This window comes from Microbacterium sp. NPDC089695, assembly GCF_044749085.1.
Lineage (GTDB): Bacteria > Actinomycetota > Actinomycetes > Actinomycetales > Microbacteriaceae > Microbacterium.
Genome location: NZ_JBIVHG010000001.1, coordinates 1,419,175 through 1,438,477, shown reverse-complemented (window position 1 = coordinate 1,438,477; position 19,303 = coordinate 1,419,175). Strand labels below are relative to the sequence as shown.

The 19,303-nt window shown below is 71.7% G+C and carries 13 protein-coding genes; 2 read left to right on the top strand and 11 right to left on the bottom strand.

What is annotated here, in order from left to right:
• Positions 1 to 15: 15 nt before the first annotated feature.
• Positions 16 to 675 (top strand): hypothetical protein, encoded by a 660-nt coding sequence (locus ACIPYT_RS07020; RefSeq protein WP_401071993.1) that lies wholly within the window; start codon positions 16 to 18, stop codon positions 673 to 675.
• Entirely contained in the window at positions 659 to 1,369 is a 711-nt protein-coding gene (locus tag ACIPYT_RS07015) for a hypothetical protein (protein WP_401071991.1), read from the top strand. The genes ACIPYT_RS07020 and ACIPYT_RS07015 overlap by 17 nt, the downstream gene beginning before the upstream one ends.
• A 41-nt stretch (positions 1,370 to 1,410) precedes the next feature.
• Here the strand turns inward: ACIPYT_RS07015 and ACIPYT_RS07010 are convergent, their stop codons facing one another.
• The 11 genes from ACIPYT_RS07010 to ACIPYT_RS06960 are packed head-to-tail and all read right to left on the bottom strand — an operon-like array spanning position 1,411 to position 19,296.
• Positions 1,411 to 1,773, bottom strand: a complete 363-nt coding sequence (locus ACIPYT_RS07010; RefSeq protein ID WP_401071989.1) for a hypothetical protein — start codon at positions 1,771 to 1,773, stop codon at positions 1,411 to 1,413.
• A gap of 7 nt (positions 1,774 to 1,780) precedes the next feature.
• A complete protein-coding gene (locus ACIPYT_RS07005) occupies positions 1,781 to 2,551 on the bottom strand; it encodes a hypothetical protein (protein WP_401071987.1) in 771 nt (256 codons plus the stop codon).
• 24 nt (positions 2,552 to 2,575) lie between these two features.
• Positions 2,576 to 3,292, bottom strand: coding sequence for a hypothetical protein (locus ACIPYT_RS07000; RefSeq protein ID WP_401071985.1), 717 nt, complete (start codon positions 3,290 to 3,292; stop codon positions 2,576 to 2,578).
• An 8-nt stretch (positions 3,293 to 3,300) separates the two neighbouring features.
• Positions 3,301 to 4,977 (bottom strand): serine/threonine-protein kinase, encoded by a 1,677-nt coding sequence (locus ACIPYT_RS06995; RefSeq protein ID WP_401071983.1) that lies wholly within the window; start codon positions 4,975 to 4,977, stop codon positions 3,301 to 3,303.
• Positions 4,974 to 6,128: an FHA domain-containing protein gene (locus ACIPYT_RS06990; protein ID WP_401071981.1), complete on the bottom strand. Its 1,155-nt coding sequence runs from the start codon at positions 6,126 to 6,128 to the stop codon at positions 4,974 to 4,976. Before ACIPYT_RS06990 ends, ACIPYT_RS06995 begins: the two co-directional genes overlap by 4 nt.
• Complete coding sequence (locus tag ACIPYT_RS06985; protein ID WP_401071979.1) at positions 6,128 to 6,940, bottom strand: PP2C family protein-serine/threonine phosphatase; 813 nt, start codon at positions 6,938 to 6,940, stop codon at positions 6,128 to 6,130. The genes ACIPYT_RS06990 and ACIPYT_RS06985 overlap by 1 nt, the downstream gene beginning before the upstream one ends.
• Positions 6,937 to 8,508 carry an RDD family protein gene (locus ACIPYT_RS06980; RefSeq protein WP_401071977.1) on the bottom strand — a complete coding sequence of 524 codons (1,572 nt, stop codon included), beginning with the start codon at positions 8,506 to 8,508 and terminating at the stop codon, positions 6,937 to 6,939. Before ACIPYT_RS06980 ends, ACIPYT_RS06985 begins: the two co-directional genes overlap by 4 nt.
• A complete protein-coding gene (locus ACIPYT_RS06975) occupies positions 8,505 to 10,910 on the bottom strand; it encodes a transglutaminaseTgpA domain-containing protein (protein WP_401071975.1) in 2,406 nt (801 codons plus the stop codon). Before ACIPYT_RS06975 ends, ACIPYT_RS06980 begins: the two co-directional genes overlap by 4 nt.
• Positions 10,907 to 12,169, bottom strand: a complete 1,263-nt coding sequence (locus ACIPYT_RS06970; RefSeq protein WP_401071973.1) for a DUF58 domain-containing protein — start codon at positions 12,167 to 12,169, stop codon at positions 10,907 to 10,909. Before ACIPYT_RS06970 ends, ACIPYT_RS06975 begins: the two co-directional genes overlap by 4 nt.
• On the bottom strand, positions 12,169 to 13,140 hold the full coding sequence (locus ACIPYT_RS06965) for an AAA family ATPase (protein WP_401071971.1): 972 nt from the start codon (positions 13,138 to 13,140) through the stop codon (positions 12,169 to 12,171). The genes ACIPYT_RS06970 and ACIPYT_RS06965 overlap by 1 nt, the downstream gene beginning before the upstream one ends.
• A gap of 57 nt (positions 13,141 to 13,197) precedes the next feature.
• Positions 13,198 to 19,296 (bottom strand): Ig-like domain-containing protein, encoded by a 6,099-nt coding sequence (locus ACIPYT_RS06960; protein WP_401071969.1) that lies wholly within the window; start codon positions 19,294 to 19,296, stop codon positions 13,198 to 13,200.
• Positions 19,297 to 19,303: the final 7 nt, after the last annotated feature.

Sequence of the window (19,303 nt, the reverse complement as noted above, 5' to 3'; positions counted from 1 at the left end):
ATCTGCAGCCCATCCATGAGCGACATCCCGCGCACCCGCCGCCAGCAGAGCGCTGCACCGGCTGCAGAGCGACCGGTCGACGCCATGATCACGGCGGCGCCCGTGCCGTGGACCGCCACCCGCGGCTCCGCCCCCGCCGCCCTGGACGGACAGCTCGGATGGGACTCGCCCCGGCCCAGCATGCAGGTCGCACCCGGCGCCATCCGCACGCTCGAGACGTCGGGCGACGTGCTCCCCGAGCTCGAGGAGGCACCCGAGAAGCAGCGCCCCCTCTGGCGGCATCCGGCGTTCCTCATCTCGGTCGGCACCACTCTGCTCGCCCTCATCGCGTTCGTCGTGTTCCTGATCCTCGGCGGCCTGTCGGGCGGATCGGCCGCGACCGACCTGAAGCTCGAGGTCACCGACAACGTCGTGCGGGTCGACTGGTCGGGCCCCGACGTGCCGTACCAGGTGATCGTGGTCGACGGCCCGTCCGGCCCGACGCTCGACGTCTCGCAGCAGGTGACCGGCACCGAGGCCTGGCTGCCGCGTGCGGTGGCGATCATCGACGACGGCTCCTGCGTGGTCGTGCGCCCCGCCGAGGGCAACGAGAACGCCGAGGTCGCCCTCGACCGGGCGACGCTCGACGCGCAGGGCGCGGTCTCGGGATGTGTCGCGGATGCCGCGGCGGGCTGACCCGCGGCTGATCGCCGTCGTGCTCGGGGCGGCGATGCTGCTCACCGGATGCTCGTCGGGCGCGAACGCCGGAGAACCCGTGCCCACGCCCACGCACGTCGACCTCGGCGCGTGGGACGAGGAGTCGGCCGGCAACGGACTCGTGCTGCTCGACGCCGCGTCGGCGCGCGCGACCGTGCTCGCCGCGGTGCGCGAAGCCGGCACGGCCACGATGTCGGGCACCTACACGAACGGCGCCGGGCGCACGCTGACGCTCGAGGTGCGCGGCTCCAGCGAGCAGTCGGTCGCGGAGTTCACGGTCGACGGCGCCACGACCTCCGTGGTGATCGCCGACGGCCAGGCGTACGTGCGCCCGTCCGCCGCCGCCGCGACCGACGGACTCGACCCCGACGCGTACACGTGCGTCGCCGACGACGACGCCGCACTCACGCGATGGTCCTCGCTCCTGCATCCGCTGCAGACGCTCGCCGAGTACACGGGTGACGCGTCGACCATGGGCGCGCCGCGCGACGGCGCCGTCGACATCGTGATGGGCGCTGACGGCACGCTCGGCGCCCTCCGCGTGCAGACCGAGGGACCCGCGCTGCCGATCGCGCTTACACGCGCCGATGCGGCCGGCACCCTGGAACTCGAGTTCTCGGGCTGGGGCGACGAGGTCGACGTGCCCGACCTCGGCTCACCCGCCGGGTGCTGACCGCCGCCCGACGACCGCACCGCGCGAGCGATGTCACCGCCTCAGGCGAACTCGGAGCCCTCCGGCATGACCCAGCCGGGCAGCCCGCTGCACGCGGATCCGAGACGGTGCAGACCGTACTGCGGGTGCGAGAACGCCTCCCAGATGCGCGAGGTGTCCTTCTCCTGCGCGGCCTCGATCATGTCGGCGAGCGTCTGCGGCGCCCCGGCCGCCCAGGTCTCGTAGTCCTCGCTGTCGACGCCGAGCGCCCCCAGATCGGCGATCGCCAGCACGTCCTCGGCCGCGCTGATGACGTCGACGAAGCTCTGCGGGATGCGCTCGTTGCACGACACCACCGCGACGGTGAGCGCGGTGACCGGCACGACGAGCTGCTCGCAGCGGGTGGCACGGAGATCGGCCATCATGTTCCCCTCATCCTCGCTCCGCACCGGGCGGAGCCGTCTTCTCGGCCCCCAACAGGGCCACTGTCCTCGTGAAGATCGTCGACCGGTCGCCGGTCACCTCGATGTCGATCCCGGCACCGAGCCCGGCGATGCCGATCGCCGCGAGCGCGGCGCGCACGGTCTCGGGAGCGACCATCGTATCGAGCGGGAGGCGGATGCCGCCGTGGTCGTCGATGACCTCGAAGAGCGCCCGCAGGTCGTGCGGGGCGGCGTCGCGCAGCCCGCGGACGCCGCGCACCCCGAGCACGAACTCGGCCTGCACGCGCCCCGACGCGCGCTCGACGGCCGCCGCAGGCCCTCTCAGGAGCGGCACGGCGGCGCCACGATCGTCGTAGCCCACGCCGCCGATCACGGCGCTCCACGGCACGTCGGCGTGTCCGGCCAGGCGGAGGCCCTCGGCGCTGACCACGAGGTAGTCGTCGCCCGAGGCCCGCCCGATGCGCAGCCGTCGGCGCAACAGGCCGAAGCGCACGAGCAGCACGGCCGCGGCGAGGGCGAGCAGGGCCAGCAGCAGCACCGTCACCGGGCCTCCGACGCGCTGCAGCAGCACGACGACGAACACCACCGCCGCCGCGAGCAGCACGACCGTCGCGACCACGAGCACCGCCGCGTTGGCGCGCAGCCGGCGCCGCACCGCCGCTCTGTCGAGCGGGGCCGCGAACACACCGCCGCGCGCGAAGTGGTCGCGCCACTCCCGCTCCTGCGCGTCGTCGAGACCGAGCGCACTCAGCTCGTACACGGCCGTCCGCTCCGGCGCCCGGTGTCAGGCATCCTCGTCCTCGCCGGCACCGTGCGGCCGGTCGAGCTCGGCGAGGTCGTCGCGCGTCACCAGCCGGGTCGCGATGGTGTACTCGACGAGGCGGGCGCGGCGGTTCGTGGCGAACGACCGCTGACCTCCGCGCATGCCGGGCACGCCGATGCGGTCGAGCTTGTCGCACACGTTGTCGAGCTTGCGGTTGAAACGCGTGACGGTCCAGCCGAGCCGGGCCGCGGCCTTCGCCGAGGTCGGGATCTCGCTCATCCCGGTGCCGTCGCGCAGCAGCTGCGGCTCGGCGAGCGCGAGGATGAGCAGGCGCTGGCTGGCCGTGAGCGGCACGTCGCCGATCGTCGAGTCGCCGCTCGGGGTCTCGCGCTGCGTGTCGCGGAACGCCGGCTGCGTCGAGTGCACGACGAGCTCGTAGGTCGTGGGGCCCGCGCTGAAGACCACCGTCGTCGCCTCGAACACGAGCGGCAGCCGGGCGCCGGGAGACAGCCACGCCTGCACGCCGCCCGAGCTGTCGGTCACGGAGGCCGTGAGGCGCGATCCGATGTTCGACAGCCACCACAGGCCGTCGACGTCGGCGATCTCGAGGAAGTTGCGGTGCAGGAAGAGGTTCTCGTCGATCGCGAGGTCGCCCTCGCGCCCGACCGAGAACCGGCTGCCGGGCTCGATCGTGAAGTACTCCCCCGCGAACTCGACCGTCACCGTTCCGACATCCATGACATCCGTCACTGCACGCACCCCCGTACCGGTTCGGACGCTCGTCCGTCGTCGCGTCGCAGCGACACGTCGATGCAGACCTGACCGGCCGCCGCATCCGGGATGGTCGCCGTGGTCTCTGTGGTTGTGGCGGCTGCACCGGAGCCGTCGAGCTCGATCGGCATCCAGATGAAGCTGTCGCCCTCGAGCGGATCGGTGTTGGTCCACGTGAAGGTGACCTGGTCTCCCGACCGTGTGCCGGTGAGGTCGGACACGGCGGGAACGACGTCGGAGACGACGTCCTGCGGGTCGACCTCGTCCTCCGTCGCGACGGGGTCGGGGGTCGGCGCGTTCGCGACGAGCAGGTTGAGTCCCACGATGCCGCCGACCACCACGACGACGCCCGCGGCCACGAGGCCGATCCACAGTCCCTTCCGGCTGCGCGGTGCCGGTGGCTCGGTCGTCGATACGCCCGCCGGCGGGTCCTGCGGAGCGTGCGGATCGCTCGGAGTCGTGAGCCGCGGCGGAGTGGATGCCGGGGCCTGCGCTCCCGCCGTCGGCGGAACGTACGCCTGCGGCGACACCACGACGGGGCCCCGCGCGATCGTGCGGTCATCGTCGGCGGGCGCGGGCGCGGGGGCGGGCGCGCGCAGCTGCGTCGCCTCGTCGACCGGCTCTGGGCTGTCGAACCGCGGCACGTCCGGCGACGCGAACGCGGGACCTGTGGGCCGCGTCGCCGCGGACGGACGGGTGAAGGCCGCGACATCGGGGTCGATGCTCACGATCTCGCGGACGCGCGTGAGGCCGTCGCCGTCGTCGTCGAGGTCTTCCGCCGGCGGGTGGTCGTCGACGATGTCGATCGGCGTCACCGAGTGCGAGAGCTCGATCTGCACCTTCTGCAGTGCACGGGCGAACGCCACGGCGCTGGAGAAGCGGTCGTCGGGGTTCTTGGCCATCGCCCGCTCGAGCAGGCGCTGCAGGCTCTCGGGCGAGTCAGGTCGGCCGAGCGAGGTCAGCGCGGCTCGTTCGATGCGCTCGATGAGGTCGGCGCTGGAGTTGCGCTCCCCCGCGCGTTCGAACGGCGAGCGTCCGGCCAGCAGGGTGTACAGCGTCGCTCCGAGCGCCCACACGTCGGTGCGCGGTCCGCTCTGGGGCGGGTCGGCGAACGACTCGGGCGGCGACCACGGGATCGACATGCCCGACGCCTCGCCGGTCGCGCCGGTGGTCGACGCGATACCGAAGTCGGTGAGCGCGGGACGGTTGTACTCCGTCACGAGGATGTTCGCGGGCTTGATGTCGCGGTGCAGCACGCCGGCGCGGTGCGCCGTCTCGACCGCACCCGCCACCTGGACGCCGACGCGCAGGGCCTCGGCGACCGAGAACGGCTCCTTGCGGGCACGCACCTGCAGGTTGGGGCGCGGGCAGTACTCCATCACGAGGTAGGGGCGGCCGTCGCCGGCCACGCCCGCCTGGTAGATCGTGACGATCGCCGGATGCGTCGAGAGCATCGCCATCACATTCGCCTCATCGGCGAACTCCTGCGCCGCGCTGCTCGCCAGGCGGTCAGCGAGCAGTACCTTGACCGCCACGCGACGCCGCGGCATCTGCTGCTCGTACAGGAACACGTCGGCGAAGCCGCCCGTGCCGAGCGGCTCGAGGTAGGTGAACCCGGGGAGATCGGGCGGCGGTGAGGGGCGACGACTCACGGCAGATCCTCGAAGGCGACCGTGACGCCGTCGCCGAGGTCGACCACGTCTCCCGAGATCACGATCGTCTGCTCGCCCGGGTGCAGGCGCACGGGGTCGGCGCCGGAGCGCAGCAGCGTCGAGCCGTTCGTGGTGTGCAGGTCGATCACCACGACCGTGTCTCCCTCGGGTCGCACCTCGAGGTGGCTGCGGGAGATGTCCTGCTGAGGGCTCTCGACCGCGATGAGGTGCGGGAGGCTGGCGCCGCTCGCGCGGGTGGACCGCGGGCGGCGACCGATGATGACGGTGCGGTCGAGCGTGACGACCTGGCCGGTCGAGACGCGGATGCGGCCGGTGCCGCCCACCACGGGGAGGGCGACGGTCGGCGCCTCCGGCGAGACCGGGGAGTCACGGCGCATCGCGCGCGCCTCCGCGGCCGAGATCGTGGCGCCGTCGTGATCGCCGGCGAGCGCGGGATCGATCGCGGGCACGTCGGCCGCCGGGCGGTGGATGGTCTGCCCGAACAGCAGATCGAACTCGTCGATCTCGTCGGTGGAGGCGACGTCCTCCGGCATCAGGGTGTCGGTGAGGTCGGGCTCCGGCTCCGGCTCGGGCTCGGGCTCGGGCTCGGGCTCGGGCTCGGGCTCGGGCTCGGGCTCGGGGAGGATGGTGTGCTCGGGGATCGGGGACGGCACCGCCGAGCGATCTCGCACCTCGTCGGAGCCGGCTCCGGCGACCGAGACCGTGAGCGTCGACGCCCTGACCACTCCGCCGAGCAGCGGAAGACCGGGGGCGGCGTCGTCTGCGGCATCCTCCGTCAGGATCTCGATCGTGCTCGCCCCGCGCACCAGTCGCTCGCTCCAGGTCGACACCTCGGCGCCGCTCACCCGGATGCGCCCCTCGGCGGTCTCGATCACGACTTCGGGGACGCCGCGGACCGCGACGCGCACGATGTCGGCGTCGACCACGACCGCTGCGAAGTCCGGCAGCGACGCCAGCGTGCCGCCCGAGCGCGAGGTGAGCAGGTCGACCAGGCGACCCAGATCGCGGATGCCGTCGACCCCGTCCCACGCGTCGCCGATGAGGCCGGCATCGGTCGTGCCCGGGAGCACGAGCAGCGCTCCCTCGCGGACGAGGGCGTTCCAGGTTCCTGGCCGATAGTTCACACGCATCAGCGCACTCCTCCTGCGGCTTCGCGCGGACGCGTGTCCGCGATGTCCGGTTCGTCGGTCTCGACGAGCGTTCCCGGTCGGGAGGCGACCGTGACGGCGTCGACGACGACGACGGTGACGTTGTCGCGCCCGCCGGCGTGCACCGCGCTCGAGACCAGGATGTCGGCCGCGCGCTGCGGGTCGTCCTCGACCAGCAGGATCTCGCGGATCGCTCCGTCGCTCAGCTCCGACGACAGCCCGTCGGAGCAGACCAGCAGGCGGTCGCCGCGCTCAGCGGGGAACAGCCAGTAGTCGACCTCCCCGTCACTCCCAGCGCCGATCGCGCGGGTGATGACGTTGCGGCGACGGTCGGTCTGCGCATCCTCGGGGCGCAGCTCGCCGGCCTCGATGAGCTCCTGCACCACCGAATGGTCGACGCTGACCTGCTCGAGCTCGCCGTCTTCGAGACGATAGACGCGGGAGTCGCCGATGTTGAGCACAAGCCAGTAGCCCATGCCGTCGACGTTCGCGATCACGACGCCGCTCAGCGTCGTGCCCGCTCGGCCGTCACCGGCCGTCGAGAGCGCCTCCACCTCGGCGCGGGCGACCGCGACCGCATCGCGCACGTCATCGAGGGCGAGCGCCTCGCGGCCGATGTGACGGGAGAACTCGGCGATGACCGCGGCGCTCGCGCGCTCCCCCGCCTCGTGCCCGCCCATGCCGTCGGCCACCAGGAACACCGGCGCCGTCGCGAGGAACGCGTCTTCGTTGAGGGTGCGCCGAAGTCCGGTGTGCGTCGCGGCACCCGTCGAGACCAGCAGGGGGACGGTCATGCGTACCCCCCGATCGTCACGATGCGGTCGCCGATCTCGAGGGCGTCGCCGAGTCGCACGGGCACGCGCTGACCGGCCGGGCACGCGATGCGCTGGCCGTCGCGCACCAGCGTCATGCCGTTGGTCGAGAACCGGTCGAGCACCCAGCCGCCGGCGGTGGAGGCGGCGGCCTCGAAGTGCGTCTTCGAGAGCGAGAGCGTCTCGTCGCGCACCGGCACGATCACGGCGCCGTCCTCGGCAGCGGGATTGCGGCCGAACACGGTGCGCCGCGAGACCGTCACGCGCGTGCCGTCGTCCCACGTGAAGACCAGACGATGCCCGGGGATGCTGATGCGCGTCTCCTCGAGGTCGTCGTCGAGCCCCTGGACGGCGGGTTCCGCAGCGGGCGCGGGCGCCGGGGCTGCGGGGATCTCGACCGCCGGGGCCGGCGCCGGGGCCTCCGCTGCGGGTGCGGCGGCAGGCGCGGGTGCGGCGGCAGGCGCGGGTGCGGCGGCAGGCGCGGAGGGGAACGCCGGAGCCGGAGGGACGCCGGGGAACGCCGGAGCCGCGGGATGCTCGGGCGCGAGCGGTGCGGATGCCGGGGCCGATGCGGCGTCGTCGGGCGCCGAGCGCTGCGGTGGCGCGTCGAGCGTGATGCCGGGGACGTAGGCGATCAGGCCCTCGTCGGCGGGCGGGGTCGTCGTCTGAGGGGCAGGGGCTGCCGGAGCGGACTGCGGTGCCGGATACCCCGACGCGGCAGGGGCTGCCGGAGCGGACGCGACGTCATCCGCCGCATCGTCCGACGCGACCGGCGCAGGCTGCGCGGGCATCGCGGGGACCGGCGGAGCCGCCGGCACCGGGGGCACGGGCGGCGTGGATGCGGGCGTGAAGGCCGGAGCCGCGGGGGCTGCGGGAGCCTCCGGACGCGCGAACGGCGACGCCGGCGCGCCCTCCGGAGCGGCCGGAGCCGCGTATCCCTGGGGTACGGCGTACCCCTGCGCCGAGGGAGCCGGAGCACCGCCGGGCACGAGACCCGGAACCGGCGGCACCACCGGGACTCCCGCCACGGGTGCAGGGGGACCCGCGGGAGCGGCGGCCGCGGTCGGCCGCGCACCGGCATCCGCTCGCGTGTCCTGCATGAGCGACTTCGCGACCTTGTCGTGCCAGCCCTGGAAACGACCGGAGCCGTCGAACAGCGGAGTGAAGTACCCGACCACGATGCTCGCGGTGAGGCCGAAGATCACGTTGCGCAGCAGCGTGCGGCCGAACCCGAGCGGCGAGCCGTCCTCGCCGACGAGGCGCAGACCCTGAGCGCGCATGCCGATCGACCCGCGCCCCGACTGCATGACGGTGTAGAACACGAACCAGCCGAGAGCGAGCAGGCCGACGATCGGCATCCCGACACCGAGGATGGCGATGCTCCCGAGGGCTGCGTCCGGCGTGGTCGCAGACGACGCGGATGCCGTGAAGGCGACGAACACGATGACGCTAGGCACGATCGCGATGCCGCCGGCGATCAGCGCATCGATCAGGTAGGCGATCGCACGCCGGGAGATCGGCGCGATCGGACCGGTCGGGTGCTGCGTCATGGTGTCTCGCTCTCGGGTGAGGTGGACGTCGTCGGACGAGGGCTGCTCTCGATGGTGCCAGGTTCGCGCCGCACGCGCGCGGCCGCCGCATCCTTGAGGTTCTGCAGACCGACCGACATCGCGCTGCCTCCGAGCAGCGAGCGCAGGTTCAGCCGGGCCTTCAACCGCTTCCAGAACCCGGCGTCCTTGCCCAGGCCGCCGACGATCGCGTCGACCTCGGTCCAGAACGCGTCGACGTCCTCCGCCGTCGGCTCGGTCGGTCCGAACACCTCGGCGTCCGCGCGCTGCGCCAGCGTCGTCACCTGCGGCACCGTGAGCGTCGCGGCGACCGTGGCGGCCTCCTCGGCACGTGTCCCTCCGGGCGGGATGCGGGCGCCGTAGTCGACGGCGCGATCGGCGAGTTCGTCCCATCCGCCGCTGATGCGGTCGGCCGTGCGTGCGGCGTGACGGCGCGAGCGGCGCCGGGCCGCCTTCCATGCGCCGATCAGGATGAACGGCGACGCGAGCAGGGCGAGGATGCCGAGCGAGATGCCGCCGATCGCGAGGATCGCACCGATGATCCCGAGGATGTTGAGGGACTCGTCGTCGCCCTTGCGGTCGTCGGGAAGGGTCGGCGGCAGGTCGACGGGCTCCTGCGGCGGAGGCGGCGGCTGCAGCACCTGCGGTTTGGGGTCGACCTTGGGCTTGGTGTTCTGGTCGTTCGGAACCTTGTCCTCGGGCGGCGTCGGGTTGAACGTCAGCCAGCCGAGACCGTCGAAGTTCACCTCGACCCACGCGTGGATCGTGTCGCCGGTCGCCGTGAACACGGCGTCGCCCGCCTGCTCCTCGTCGGGGTAGAAGCCCATCACGACGCGGGCGGGGATGCCGACCTCGCGCGCGAGCAGCGCCATGGCCACGGCGTATTGCTCGTCGTCGCCGATCATCTGGTCGCCGCCGATGAGGGTCGATATGCGCTCCGCCGTGTGACCGGCGCGCGACAGCACCTCCCCCTCGAGGCCGTGGCTGAAGAAGCCGCCGTCGGCGAGGAACGTCTCGAGCGCGCGGACCTGCTCGATCGGCGACTCGGCGCCCGCCACGGTCTCGGCAGCGAGGGTGCGCAGCTCCTCGGGGACGTTGCTCTGCTTGGGGAGCGTGACGTTGCCGAACTCCACGTCGGCGAGCTGCGTGTCGTCGAACTCGTTCGGCAGCACCGTGTCGACCGTGTACGAGTCGCCCTGGTCGAGGGCGGCCGTGACCACGGCGGTGCCGGTGGCGGTGTTGTAGTACGCCGACCGCCGCAGCTCCTCGGCGCGGTCGCCCGTGAAGTCGATCTGCGACACCGACCCCGCATCGGGCAGCCACACCCCGCGGTATTCGTCGATCTCGACCTGGAGCGTGACCGGGATCCCCTCCGCATCGGGCGACATGTTCGAGCGCACGGGGCCGAACGCGCTCGACGATCCGGGGCCGCCGTCCGTGACGTTGTAGACCATGCCGTCGTACTGGTCCATGACGGCGATGCGCATGCGCGCGTCCTCCGGCAGACCGGTCACGGTGAAGAGCGTGTCGCTCGCCTCGTCGCGCACGTTCTTGCGGAACGCCTGCAGGGGGCTCGGGTAGTCGCGGATGTTGAACGGAGGGATGATGACGTCGCGGAACACGTGGCGAGACTGCTGGGGTGCGGCGACGGCACTCGTCGCGACACCGGCTCCACCCGCGATCGCGAGCACGGCGCCGCCGGCGATCAGCCGTCGCATGCGCATCTGGGAGGCGCGCGAGGGGTCGACCTCGCCGACCGAGACCGCCGCGTTCTGCGGCGCCCAGAGCTGTCGCAGCGCGAGCCAGGCGATCGCGACGACGGCGAAGACCAGCCCCTGCACGATCGGGAAGGCCGGCTCCGGCGTCCCGAGCGCGATCACCAGCACGAGCATGACACCGGTCGGCAGCAGCGCCCATACGACCTGCGGCAGGCGCAGGGCGAGGCACGCCGCGAGAGTGGTCACGACGAGCGACAGCAGGAACGGCACGACGAGATGCCCGTCGATCGCCGACACCGGGACGACCGTGGTGAGCAGCTGCTTCCACGCGGTCACGGTGCCGAGAGCGAGCTTCTCGAAGGTCTCGAGGGAGGGCACGATCCCGAGGATCGTCGTGTGCGGCAGCGCGAGCGCCCCGCCGAACACGAAGTAGACCGCGACCGTCAGGCCGGTCACGATCAGCAGACCCCAACGTCGCCATGTCGTCACGGCCGCGATCGCGAGACCGAGCACGATGCCGCCGATCGCGGCGGGGAGGTACGAGGGGCCCGCGAACGTGGGCCAGAATCCGAGGACGGACGCCCCGACGAGCAGCGCGACGGCGCCCAGGTCGAGGATCCAGCGCCGCAGCGGCACGGACGTGCGATCGACGGCCGGCGCGGTCATGCGAGCACCTTCTGCAGAGCGAGCGGCACCTGATCGAGGGCGCCGACGGTGACGACGTCGGCGTCGCCGATGCGCCGCAGGGCGGGGGACGAGACCGAGCGGTCGGCGACCACCGCGAGCACCTTGGCGCCGAAGGGCAGCCGGGAGCAGGCGAGGCGGAGGTCGTCGGTGCTGACTCTCGAGCCGCACACGAGCACCACGACGCTGGCGAGAGGCATGGTGCGCGCGAGCACACCGGCGAGGTGGTCGATGCCGCCGTCGCGGGGCTTGGAGGTCTCGACGCCCGACAGCGAGTCGAGCAGGCGCTTGCCGGTGCCGGCGGGGAGCTCGCGCCCCTGCACGCGCACGTCGACGCGCTGCGAGTCGCGCAGGGCGCGGAGTCCGATGGAACCCGCGGCGGAGATCGCGAGCTCGAAGTCCTCGTCGGTGGCGTAGTCGCCCGACGAGCGGGAGAGTCCGATCACGAAGTGCGAGCGACGGGTCTCCTCGTACTGGCGCATCATCATGGTGCCGGTGCGGGCGGTCGATCGCCAGTGCACGTGGCGCAGGTCGTCGCCCGGCTGGTACTCCAGCAGCGCGTGGAACGACACGTCGTCGCGCGAGAGATCCGCGGCCGGCAGCCCTTCGAGGTCACGCAGGTAGCCGAGCGACTGGCCGTCGAACAGCACGGTCTTCGGATGCACGTAGAGGTCGACCGGCTCGTCACGGCGGTGCGCGCGCTCGAACAGGCCGAGCGGATCACCGCGCACGACGCTGACCGGTCCGACCTTGACCACCCCGCGCTTCTGGGTCGGGATCGCGAAGAGCTCCTCGGCCTCCTCGCCGGGGGCCAGACGCTGGATGCCGAACTCGCCGCGACCGGCGCCCACCGGCAGGACGATCCGCGAGGGGAGGATCGCGCGGGTGCCACGGTTCGCCAGCGTGAGCGCACCGACCGCGCGCTCCCCCACCACCACCCGGGTGCGCGCGAGATCGAGTGAGACGTCGTACGCGGTGCGGCCGATCAGGAAGAGCGCGCACAGCGCCACCGTGATCGCGATCACCACGGCGGCGATCGTGAACTCGACCCATCCGGCGACCTGTCCGATGATCCAGAAGCCCACGGCGAGGGCGATCAGCACCCAGGCGAGCGGACGGATCGCGGCGGCGATCAGGCGGAGGCGCACCAGGATGCGGGCGCCGATGACCGCCGCGACGTCGCGCCATCCGGCGTCGCGGTCGATCGGCGCGCTCGCGATCTGATGGACCTCCGTCGTCATCAGGCCGCCGCTCGGGCCTGCGGTGCGGCGACGGCGTCGAGCACGCGCGCGAGCACGGTCTCGGCCGACGTGCCGGCGAACTCGGCCTCGGCGTCCAGCAGCAGACGGTGCTGCCATACCGGGCGCGCGAGCGCCTTGATGTCGTCGGGGAGCACGAAGTGGCGTCCCTGCGCAGCCGCCCACACCTTCGCCATGCGGATCATCGCGATCGCGCCTCGCACCGAGACGCCCAGGCGGATCGCGGAGTCGTCACGGGTCGCCGCGGCGAGTTCGGCCACGTACCTCAGCACGGCGGGCTCGACGTGCACCGAGGCGCCGAGATCGGCCATGTCGGCGACGGCGCTCGTGGTGATGATGGCCGCGAGTCCCGCCGACGGGTTGCGGTCGGAGGCTCCGGCGAGGATGCTCTCGGTCACGTCGAGGTCGGGGTAGCCGATCGACGTCTTGATGAGGAAGCGGTCGAGCTGCGCCTCGGGGAGCTTGTACGTACCCGCCTGCTCGATGGGGTTCTGGGTCGCGATCACGAGGAACGGACGCCCGGTCTCGTGTGCGACTCCGTCGACCGTGACGCGGGACTCCTCCATGACCTCCAGAAGCGCCGACTGCGTCTTGGGCGAGGCGCGGTTGATCTCGTCGGCGAGCACGATCGACGCGAAGATCGGGCCCTTGTGGAACTCGAACCTGTGCGACTGCTGGTCGTAGATCGTCACACCCGTGACGTCGGAGGGCAGCAGGTCGGGCGTGAACTGGATGCGTGTGCTGGTGCCCTGCACTGTCGCCGCGAGCGCCTTCGCGAGGCTCGTCTTGCCCGTGCCGGGAGCATCCTCCAGCAGCACGTGGCCCTCTGCGAGCATCGACGACAGCACGAGACTGACGATCTCGCGCTTGCCCTGCACGGCCTTGTCGACGTTGTCGACGAGACGCTGGAAGGTGCCCTGGAACCAGGCGGCCTGTTCGGGGGTCATGCTCATGGGTGTGCGGTTCCTCGTTCTGTGAAGTCGTGCGTCGTGGCGTGAGGCGTCGTGTCGTCAGTCCCAGCGCGTACCGGTCGACGTCATGACGCCGTCGATGCGCAACTGGAGCTCGTAGGTGCTGTTGTAGCCGCCGTGCCAGCAGTAGCCCCAGCCCGAGGCGAGGCTCGCGCGCCCGTTGGCCGGGATCACGAGGCGGGTGTTGCCGAACACCGAGCCGTTCTGCAGGCAGGCGACCGCGTAGGTGCCGGCCGGGAAGTTCTGCACCTCGAGCTCGAGGTAGTAGCAGACATCCCGCGAGCAGTTGCCCGAGTTGGCGCCGCGCACGGTCTGCGCGCTCGGCTGCGGAGGCGGCCCCGACGACGCGGAGCGCACCGGGCTCTCGTCGGACCACGCACCGGACGCGTCCTGCGCCCGCACCTTGATGCTGTGCGACTGGTTGTAGCCGTTGCCGACGGTCCGAGAGCCCGAGATGCTCTCGTTCTGCCAGCCGCCGCCGTCGATGCTGATCTGCACGAGAGTGATCGAGCGGCCGTTGGGCGAGTTGGTGGCGTTCCAGTTCAGCCGCACCTGCGTCGCGAGGCCCTCGGCGCTCGCGGCGGGCGTGTTCGGCTTGCCGTGCGGGTTGCCGCTCGCGACGTTCGAGGCGGCACCGGCGTACTGCTGTCCGTCGACCGTCGCGAGGGCACGCACCCTGATGTTGTAGTTCGTGCCGTTGGCGAGGCCGCGGATGACCTTGTCACCGGGGACGTTCGCCCATGCGCCGGAGTTCAGCTGGTACTGGTACACCGTCTCGCTCACCTTGGCGCCGTTGCGGGAGCCCTCGGTGTAGTCGATCGCGAGCGCCCGGTCGCCCTCGCTCGTGACGCGCAGACCCGTCGGCGCGCCGGGTGCGTTGACGCCGCGGCGGGGTGCCGACATCGGGCTGTACTCGCCCCAGTTCGCCTTGTTGTGGGCCTGGATGCGGAACGTGTACGCCGACTCCGAGGTCGGCAGCGAGATCGCCTGCGTTCGCGCACTCGCCGACGGGGTCAGCGTGTTGACGAGGGTGCCGCCCTCGTAGACCTCGAGCCGGTAGCTGTCGATCGCCGCACCGTTGCTGTTCGGCGCCTCCCAGCTGACCTGCATCTGGGCCTGCGTGCCGACGCCCTGGATCTGCTGGGTGGTCGGGGCCGCCGGAGCCATCGGGGGTCCGGCGGGCACTTCGGGCGCCGACCAGCCGCTCCAGCTGGAGGGCTCGGGCGCGCGGTTGAGCGCCTGCACGCGCACGGTGTAGTTCGAGCCGTTCTCGAGGCCCTCCCAGCGCACCGCGTTCGTGCTCCCCCCGGACACCGCCTTCTGAGTGACTCCCGACGGCGGGGCCGGCGAGATCTCGAGGAGGTAGCTCTCGACCGGCGATCCGGGGGTCGTCGGCGTGGTCCAGCTGACGTCGAGCGCCTTGTCGCCGAACTTGAGGCGCGGCGGGGCCGGTGTGTCGGGGCGTGCGTCCGGGCGGGCGACCTGCGAGGCACCGGAGGGCTTGCCCTCGCCCACGCGGTTCGTGGCCGTGACCTGGAACGTGTACTCCACGTTGTTCGTGAGGCCGTCGAGCGTGCACGTGGTCGACTGGCACTCCTTGGTGTACGCGCTGCCGCTCACCGACTTCACCGTGTACTTGGTGATCTCCGCGCCGTTGTTCGACGGCGCCGCGTACGAGATCACGACCGTGCGATCCTGCACGCTCGTGACGACGGGGGCGCCGGGGGCCTCGGGCACGCCCTGCACGGTCACCACGATCTGGCCGTTGGCCTCGCGGTCGACGTCCTCCGTCGCATCCTGGATCCGGTACCGCACGACGAGCACGCCGACGAACGTCGCACCCGGGGTGACCGTGACCTCGTCGCCCTTCATGTTCGCGGTGCCCACGCCGCTCTCGACCGTCGCCGATGTGAGCTTCAGAGGGGTCTCGGGGAACGGGTTGAAGTCGTTCGCGAGCACGGGCACCGTGATGCTCTTGCCCTGGTCGGCCTCGGAGACCGTGTCGGTGTTCGCTACCGGCAGGGCACGGTTCGACGCGGCGACCGTGACCGACACCTGGCCCTCGATGGGCTCGGTCTCGCCGTCGGTGATCCGCAGCGTAAGCGTGAGGGCGGTGCCCTTCTTGGAGTTCGACGAGGCCTCGACGAGCAGCGTGTCGCCGTCGACGCGGGCCGAGACGCCCTGGCCGTCGCCGCCGACGAAGGTGTACTCGTGCTTGCCCTGGTCTTCGACGTCGGGGTCGGTGGTCAGCGCCGCGAGGTCGACCTCTGTGGCGTCCTCGCCGGGAGCGACCTGGATCTCGGCGCGGGCGAACGACGGCTGCTGGTTCTCGGGCGGCAGCACGTCGATCGGGATCGTCAGCGTCGCCTTGCGACCCTCGGGGTCGTCGGGGCCGGTGCCGTCCGTGACCTCGAAGGTCAGCGCATCCTGGCCGAAGTACCCGGCCGCCGAGGTGTAGACGAGCGTCGTCTCGTCCTTCACGAGGTCGGCGCCGTCGGAGTGCACCGCGCTGACCTTGGCGTGCTCGGTGATGCGGGCGGTTCCGCCGCCGGCGACCGTCACGTACTCCGAGAGCGACAGCGTCTCGGTCTCGCCGCTCACGACCTGGAGCGGCTTCGTCATGTCGACCGTCGGACGCAGGCCCGACTCCGCCGGCACGAAGATGAACGCCGAGGCCTCGAGCCCGTCGCGGTCGGTGAGCGTGTAGCGGATGAGCTGCTGCTCCTCCTGCACCGTGACGCGCACCTTGCCGTCGTCGAGCGCGGTCGCCCCGTCGCCCAGCGTGACCTCCAGGCCCTCGGTCGTGCCGTCCGGGTCCTCGTCGTTGTCGAGGATGCCGATCTCGGCCGTGAGGGTGTCGTCCTTCAGGTCCTCGGGGCGCACCCGGTCGTCGCGGGCGATCGGCGCCTGGAGCGGCACGTCCTCGTCGACCGTGATCTGCAGCACCGCGGTGGCGGTCGCGCCCCGGGCGTCGCGGATCGTGTACTGCAGCGAGGTCTCGAGCGACTGGTCCGGAGCCTGCACCAGCACGCGGTCGCCCGACACACGCGCCGACAGACCGTCGATCTCGGGGATCTCGAGTCCGCCGTTCTCCTCGCTCACGAGGGTGATCTCGTCGCCCTCGGGATCGGAGTCGTTCGCGAGCACGGGCACGGCGATCTCGCGACCGGGGCGGACGACGACGGCATCCTTCACGGCGTAGGGAGCCTGATTGACCTCTTCGGCGGGGGCGATGCCGACGCGGATCGTGGCGATGCCCTCCTTGCCCAGCCTGTCGCGCACGCGGTACTTGAACGCGTCGACGCCGGTAGAGCCGTCGAAGGCCTCGTACGTGAAGTAGTTCGCGCCGGTCTCGGTGATGCGCCCCTTGGTCGGACTCGACGTGATGTCGAGCAGCTCGACGGAGTCGCCGTCGGCGTCGATGCCGTCGAGCGGTACGGCGATGTTGACCTCCGAACCGGCGAGAGCACGAGCCACGAGGTCCTGCGGCCGCGGCGCCGCGTTGGTCTCCTCGTCGACCGGGAGGATCTGCACGGTCACCAGGCCGGCCGCCTTCTGCTGGCGCGAGTCGACGGCGTTGTAGGTGATGTAGACGGTCTTGGCGGTGGGCCCCGCCTTGAAGCGCAGGACGTCCTGCGACACGAACGCCTCGCCGTCCTCGGGGTCGACGAGCGGCTCGACGAGCTCGGGGTCGAGGTGCAGCACGTCGTCGCTCGGATGCGTGTCGTTGTCGAGCACCGGGATCGTGACGACGTCGCCCGCGCGCACGTAGGCCGTGTCGGGGTTGGCGACCGGCGGGAGGATCTCCTCCGGCGCCGGGATCGGGATGACGACGACCTCGCCCTCGGCGGACTTCGAGCCGTTCGAGATGCGGTACTTGATGCGCACCTGCTCGCTCAGCGCGCCCTGATCGGTGATGCGGAGCGTCTCGTGGTTGATCACCGAGACCGAGATGCCCGAGCGGTCCTCGACCTGCACGGACTGCACGACGAGGATGCCGCCGGCGGGGTCCATGTCGTTCGCGAGCACGCCTACCAGCACGTCGCCGCCGGTGGGCAGCAGTGCGACGTCGCGCACCGCGACGGGCGGCAGGTCTGTGGCGCTGGACTCGAGCACGTCGACGCGCACGAGGCCCTCGCCGTTCTGCGGGCCGGCCGTCGCGAGGTACTGCACGTAGTAGGTGCCCGGCGTCTCCGAGGCGAAGGAGAACGTCTTGTTCGTGAAGTCCGGGATGACGGTCGCACCTGCGACCTCGTCGACGCGACCGAGGCGCAGCGGCTCACGCCCGGAGCTGGTGTCGTTCGCGAGAGGCGCGACCGTGACCTGCTCGCCCACGCGGGTGACGACGTGGTCGGCGTTGGTCTTGGGCTGTGTCGAACCCTGCGGACGCACGTCGAGCGTGATCGTGGAGGTCGTCGACTCGCCGAAGCCGTCGGTGACCGTGACCTGCACGTCCTTGAGGCCCTGCATGCTGGCCGTCGCCTTGTAGGTGATCTGGCCGTCGGTCGTGAAGTCGACCTCGTCGCCGGGGGCCGGCTCGACGTGCTGCAGGTAGATGTCGTCGCCGTCGGGGTCGATGAAGTCCGGGAGGATGTTGTACGAGATCGTGCCGCCGGATTCGACCGTGAGTGTCGTCTTGCGCTTCGGCACCGGGGCGTTGTGGGTGTCCTCGTCGTGCACCGTGAGCGTCACGGTCGCCGTGTCCTTGCCGCCGCGGCCATCGTCGGCCTCGTACTGGAAGGTCGCCGACCCCGAGGCGTCCTCGGCGACGGCGATCTGCAGCGACCCGCCGTTCTGGATCGGCTGCACGGTGCCGATCGACGGCTGCGCCTCCGCGAGGGCCGCGACGAGGACGTCGCCGTCGGGGTCGTTGTCGTTGTCGAGCACGGGCAGCAGGATCGAGGCTCCGGCGCGTACGCCGAAGGTGTCGTCTTCGGCGACGGGAGGGGTGTTCTCCTCCTTGCGATCGGGGAGCGTCGTCTCCACCGTCTCCTGGGTGGTGTCCTCTTCGTCCTGCGTCTCGCCCTCGGGCGGCGTGAGGTCGTTCCAGTTGTCGACGCGCTGCAGCGACTCGTTCGCCATCCAGGCGGCTCCGCCGACGGCGTCGTTGAGGATGATCACGTCGCGGTTCACGCGGAACGTGAGGCTCTTCGACTGCTCGGCGCCCTCGATCTTCTCGTTGACGTCGTTGGCGTCGCCGGGGCATTCGCGCAGGAACTTCGCCGATCCCGCCCACGCTCCGTAGGTGCAGCCGCGCAACCACACGGGAGCGGCGGGGATGCCGTCACCGCCGACGTCGGTCACGACCGGCTCGCTGCCGTCGAGCGGCACGCTGACCAGTGCGGACGACGTGGCGAGCGCCACGGCGGCGGATGTCGCGGATGCGGGCTGGAGCACGGCATCCGCGGTGTCGGCGACCTCGGTGCGGAACCCGCCGGGCGTCGTGACCACGCCGGCGGCGGCGTCGAGCACGACGGGGGTGCGGCCGACGGCCGTGATCGTCGGGGCGGCCGAGGCGTCGATCTCGCCGACGGATGCCGTGGACGGGTCGAGCGCCTGGCCTTCGTTGTCGACGGGGACCGTGACGACTTCGCCGCGCTCGGCGGAGAGGCCGAACACGGTGCCGTCCTCGGCGACCGTGACGTCGGCGCCCTCGCCGAGTTCGGCGGTCGGCTCGGCCGCCTCGATCTTGAAGCCCGAGATGCCCTTGACGGGGATGACCCAGAGGTCGCCGGACTGCTGGTCGAGGATGGCCGTGGTCTGGTTGCCGAGCGCGACCTTGCCGGCGCCGGGGATCTTGGCCGTGTCTCCGAGGGAGACGCGCGCGGGGTCGACGGCGGTGACGGTCGACGCACTCTCGTCGACGACGAGGATGTTGGTCTCGTCCTGCAGGATGTCGTAGTTCTCGCCGGCGGTGCGCAGGCCGCCGTCGAGGACGGTCGACTCGTGGTTGAAGTGTCCGACGAGCAGACTCGAGGTCTTCGTGATCCAGACGCCGCCGTCGTTGAGGTCGACCTTCGTGGTCGGGAAGCCCTGGTAGTTGATGGCCATCGTGGTGAGCGCGATCACGCCCACCGTCACGCCGGCGGCGGACGCCAGCGTCTTCGGCCGCGCTCGCATCCACGACAACGCCTTCATGCCCGGT

Coding starts and splice junctions, on each gene's coding strand:
- ACIPYT_RS07020 (WP_401071993.1), top strand. CDS start 16: ATGAGCGACATCCCGCGCACCCGCCGCCAGCAGAGCGCTGCACCGGCT.
- ACIPYT_RS07015 (WP_401071991.1), top strand. CDS start 659: ATGCCGCGGCGGGCTGACCCGCGGCTGATCGCCGTCGTGCTCGGGGCG.
- ACIPYT_RS07010 (WP_401071989.1), bottom strand. CDS start 1,773: ATGATGGCCGATCTCCGTGCCACCCGCTGCGAGCAGCTCGTCGTGCCG.
- ACIPYT_RS07000 (WP_401071985.1), bottom strand. CDS start 3,292: ATGGATGTCGGAACGGTGACGGTCGAGTTCGCGGGGGAGTACTTCACG.
- ACIPYT_RS06990 (WP_401071981.1), bottom strand. CDS start 6,128: ATGCGTGTGAACTATCGGCCAGGAACCTGGAACGCCCTCGTCCGCGAG.
- ACIPYT_RS06985 (WP_401071979.1), bottom strand. CDS start 6,940: ATGACCGTCCCCCTGCTGGTCTCGACGGGTGCCGCGACGCACACCGGA.
- ACIPYT_RS06980 (WP_401071977.1), bottom strand. CDS start 8,508: ATGACGCAGCACCCGACCGGTCCGATCGCGCCGATCTCCCGGCGTGCG.
- ACIPYT_RS06975 (WP_401071975.1), bottom strand. CDS start 10,910: ATGACCGCGCCGGCCGTCGATCGCACGTCCGTGCCGCTGCGGCGCTGG.
- ACIPYT_RS06970 (WP_401071973.1), bottom strand. CDS start 12,169: ATGACGACGGAGGTCCATCAGATCGCGAGCGCGCCGATCGACCGCGAC.
- ACIPYT_RS06965 (WP_401071971.1), bottom strand. CDS start 13,140: ATGAGCATGACCCCCGAACAGGCCGCCTGGTTCCAGGGCACCTTCCAG.
- ACIPYT_RS06960 (WP_401071969.1), bottom strand. CDS start 19,296: ATGAAGGCGTTGTCGTGGATGCGAGCGCGGCCGAAGACGCTGGCGTCC.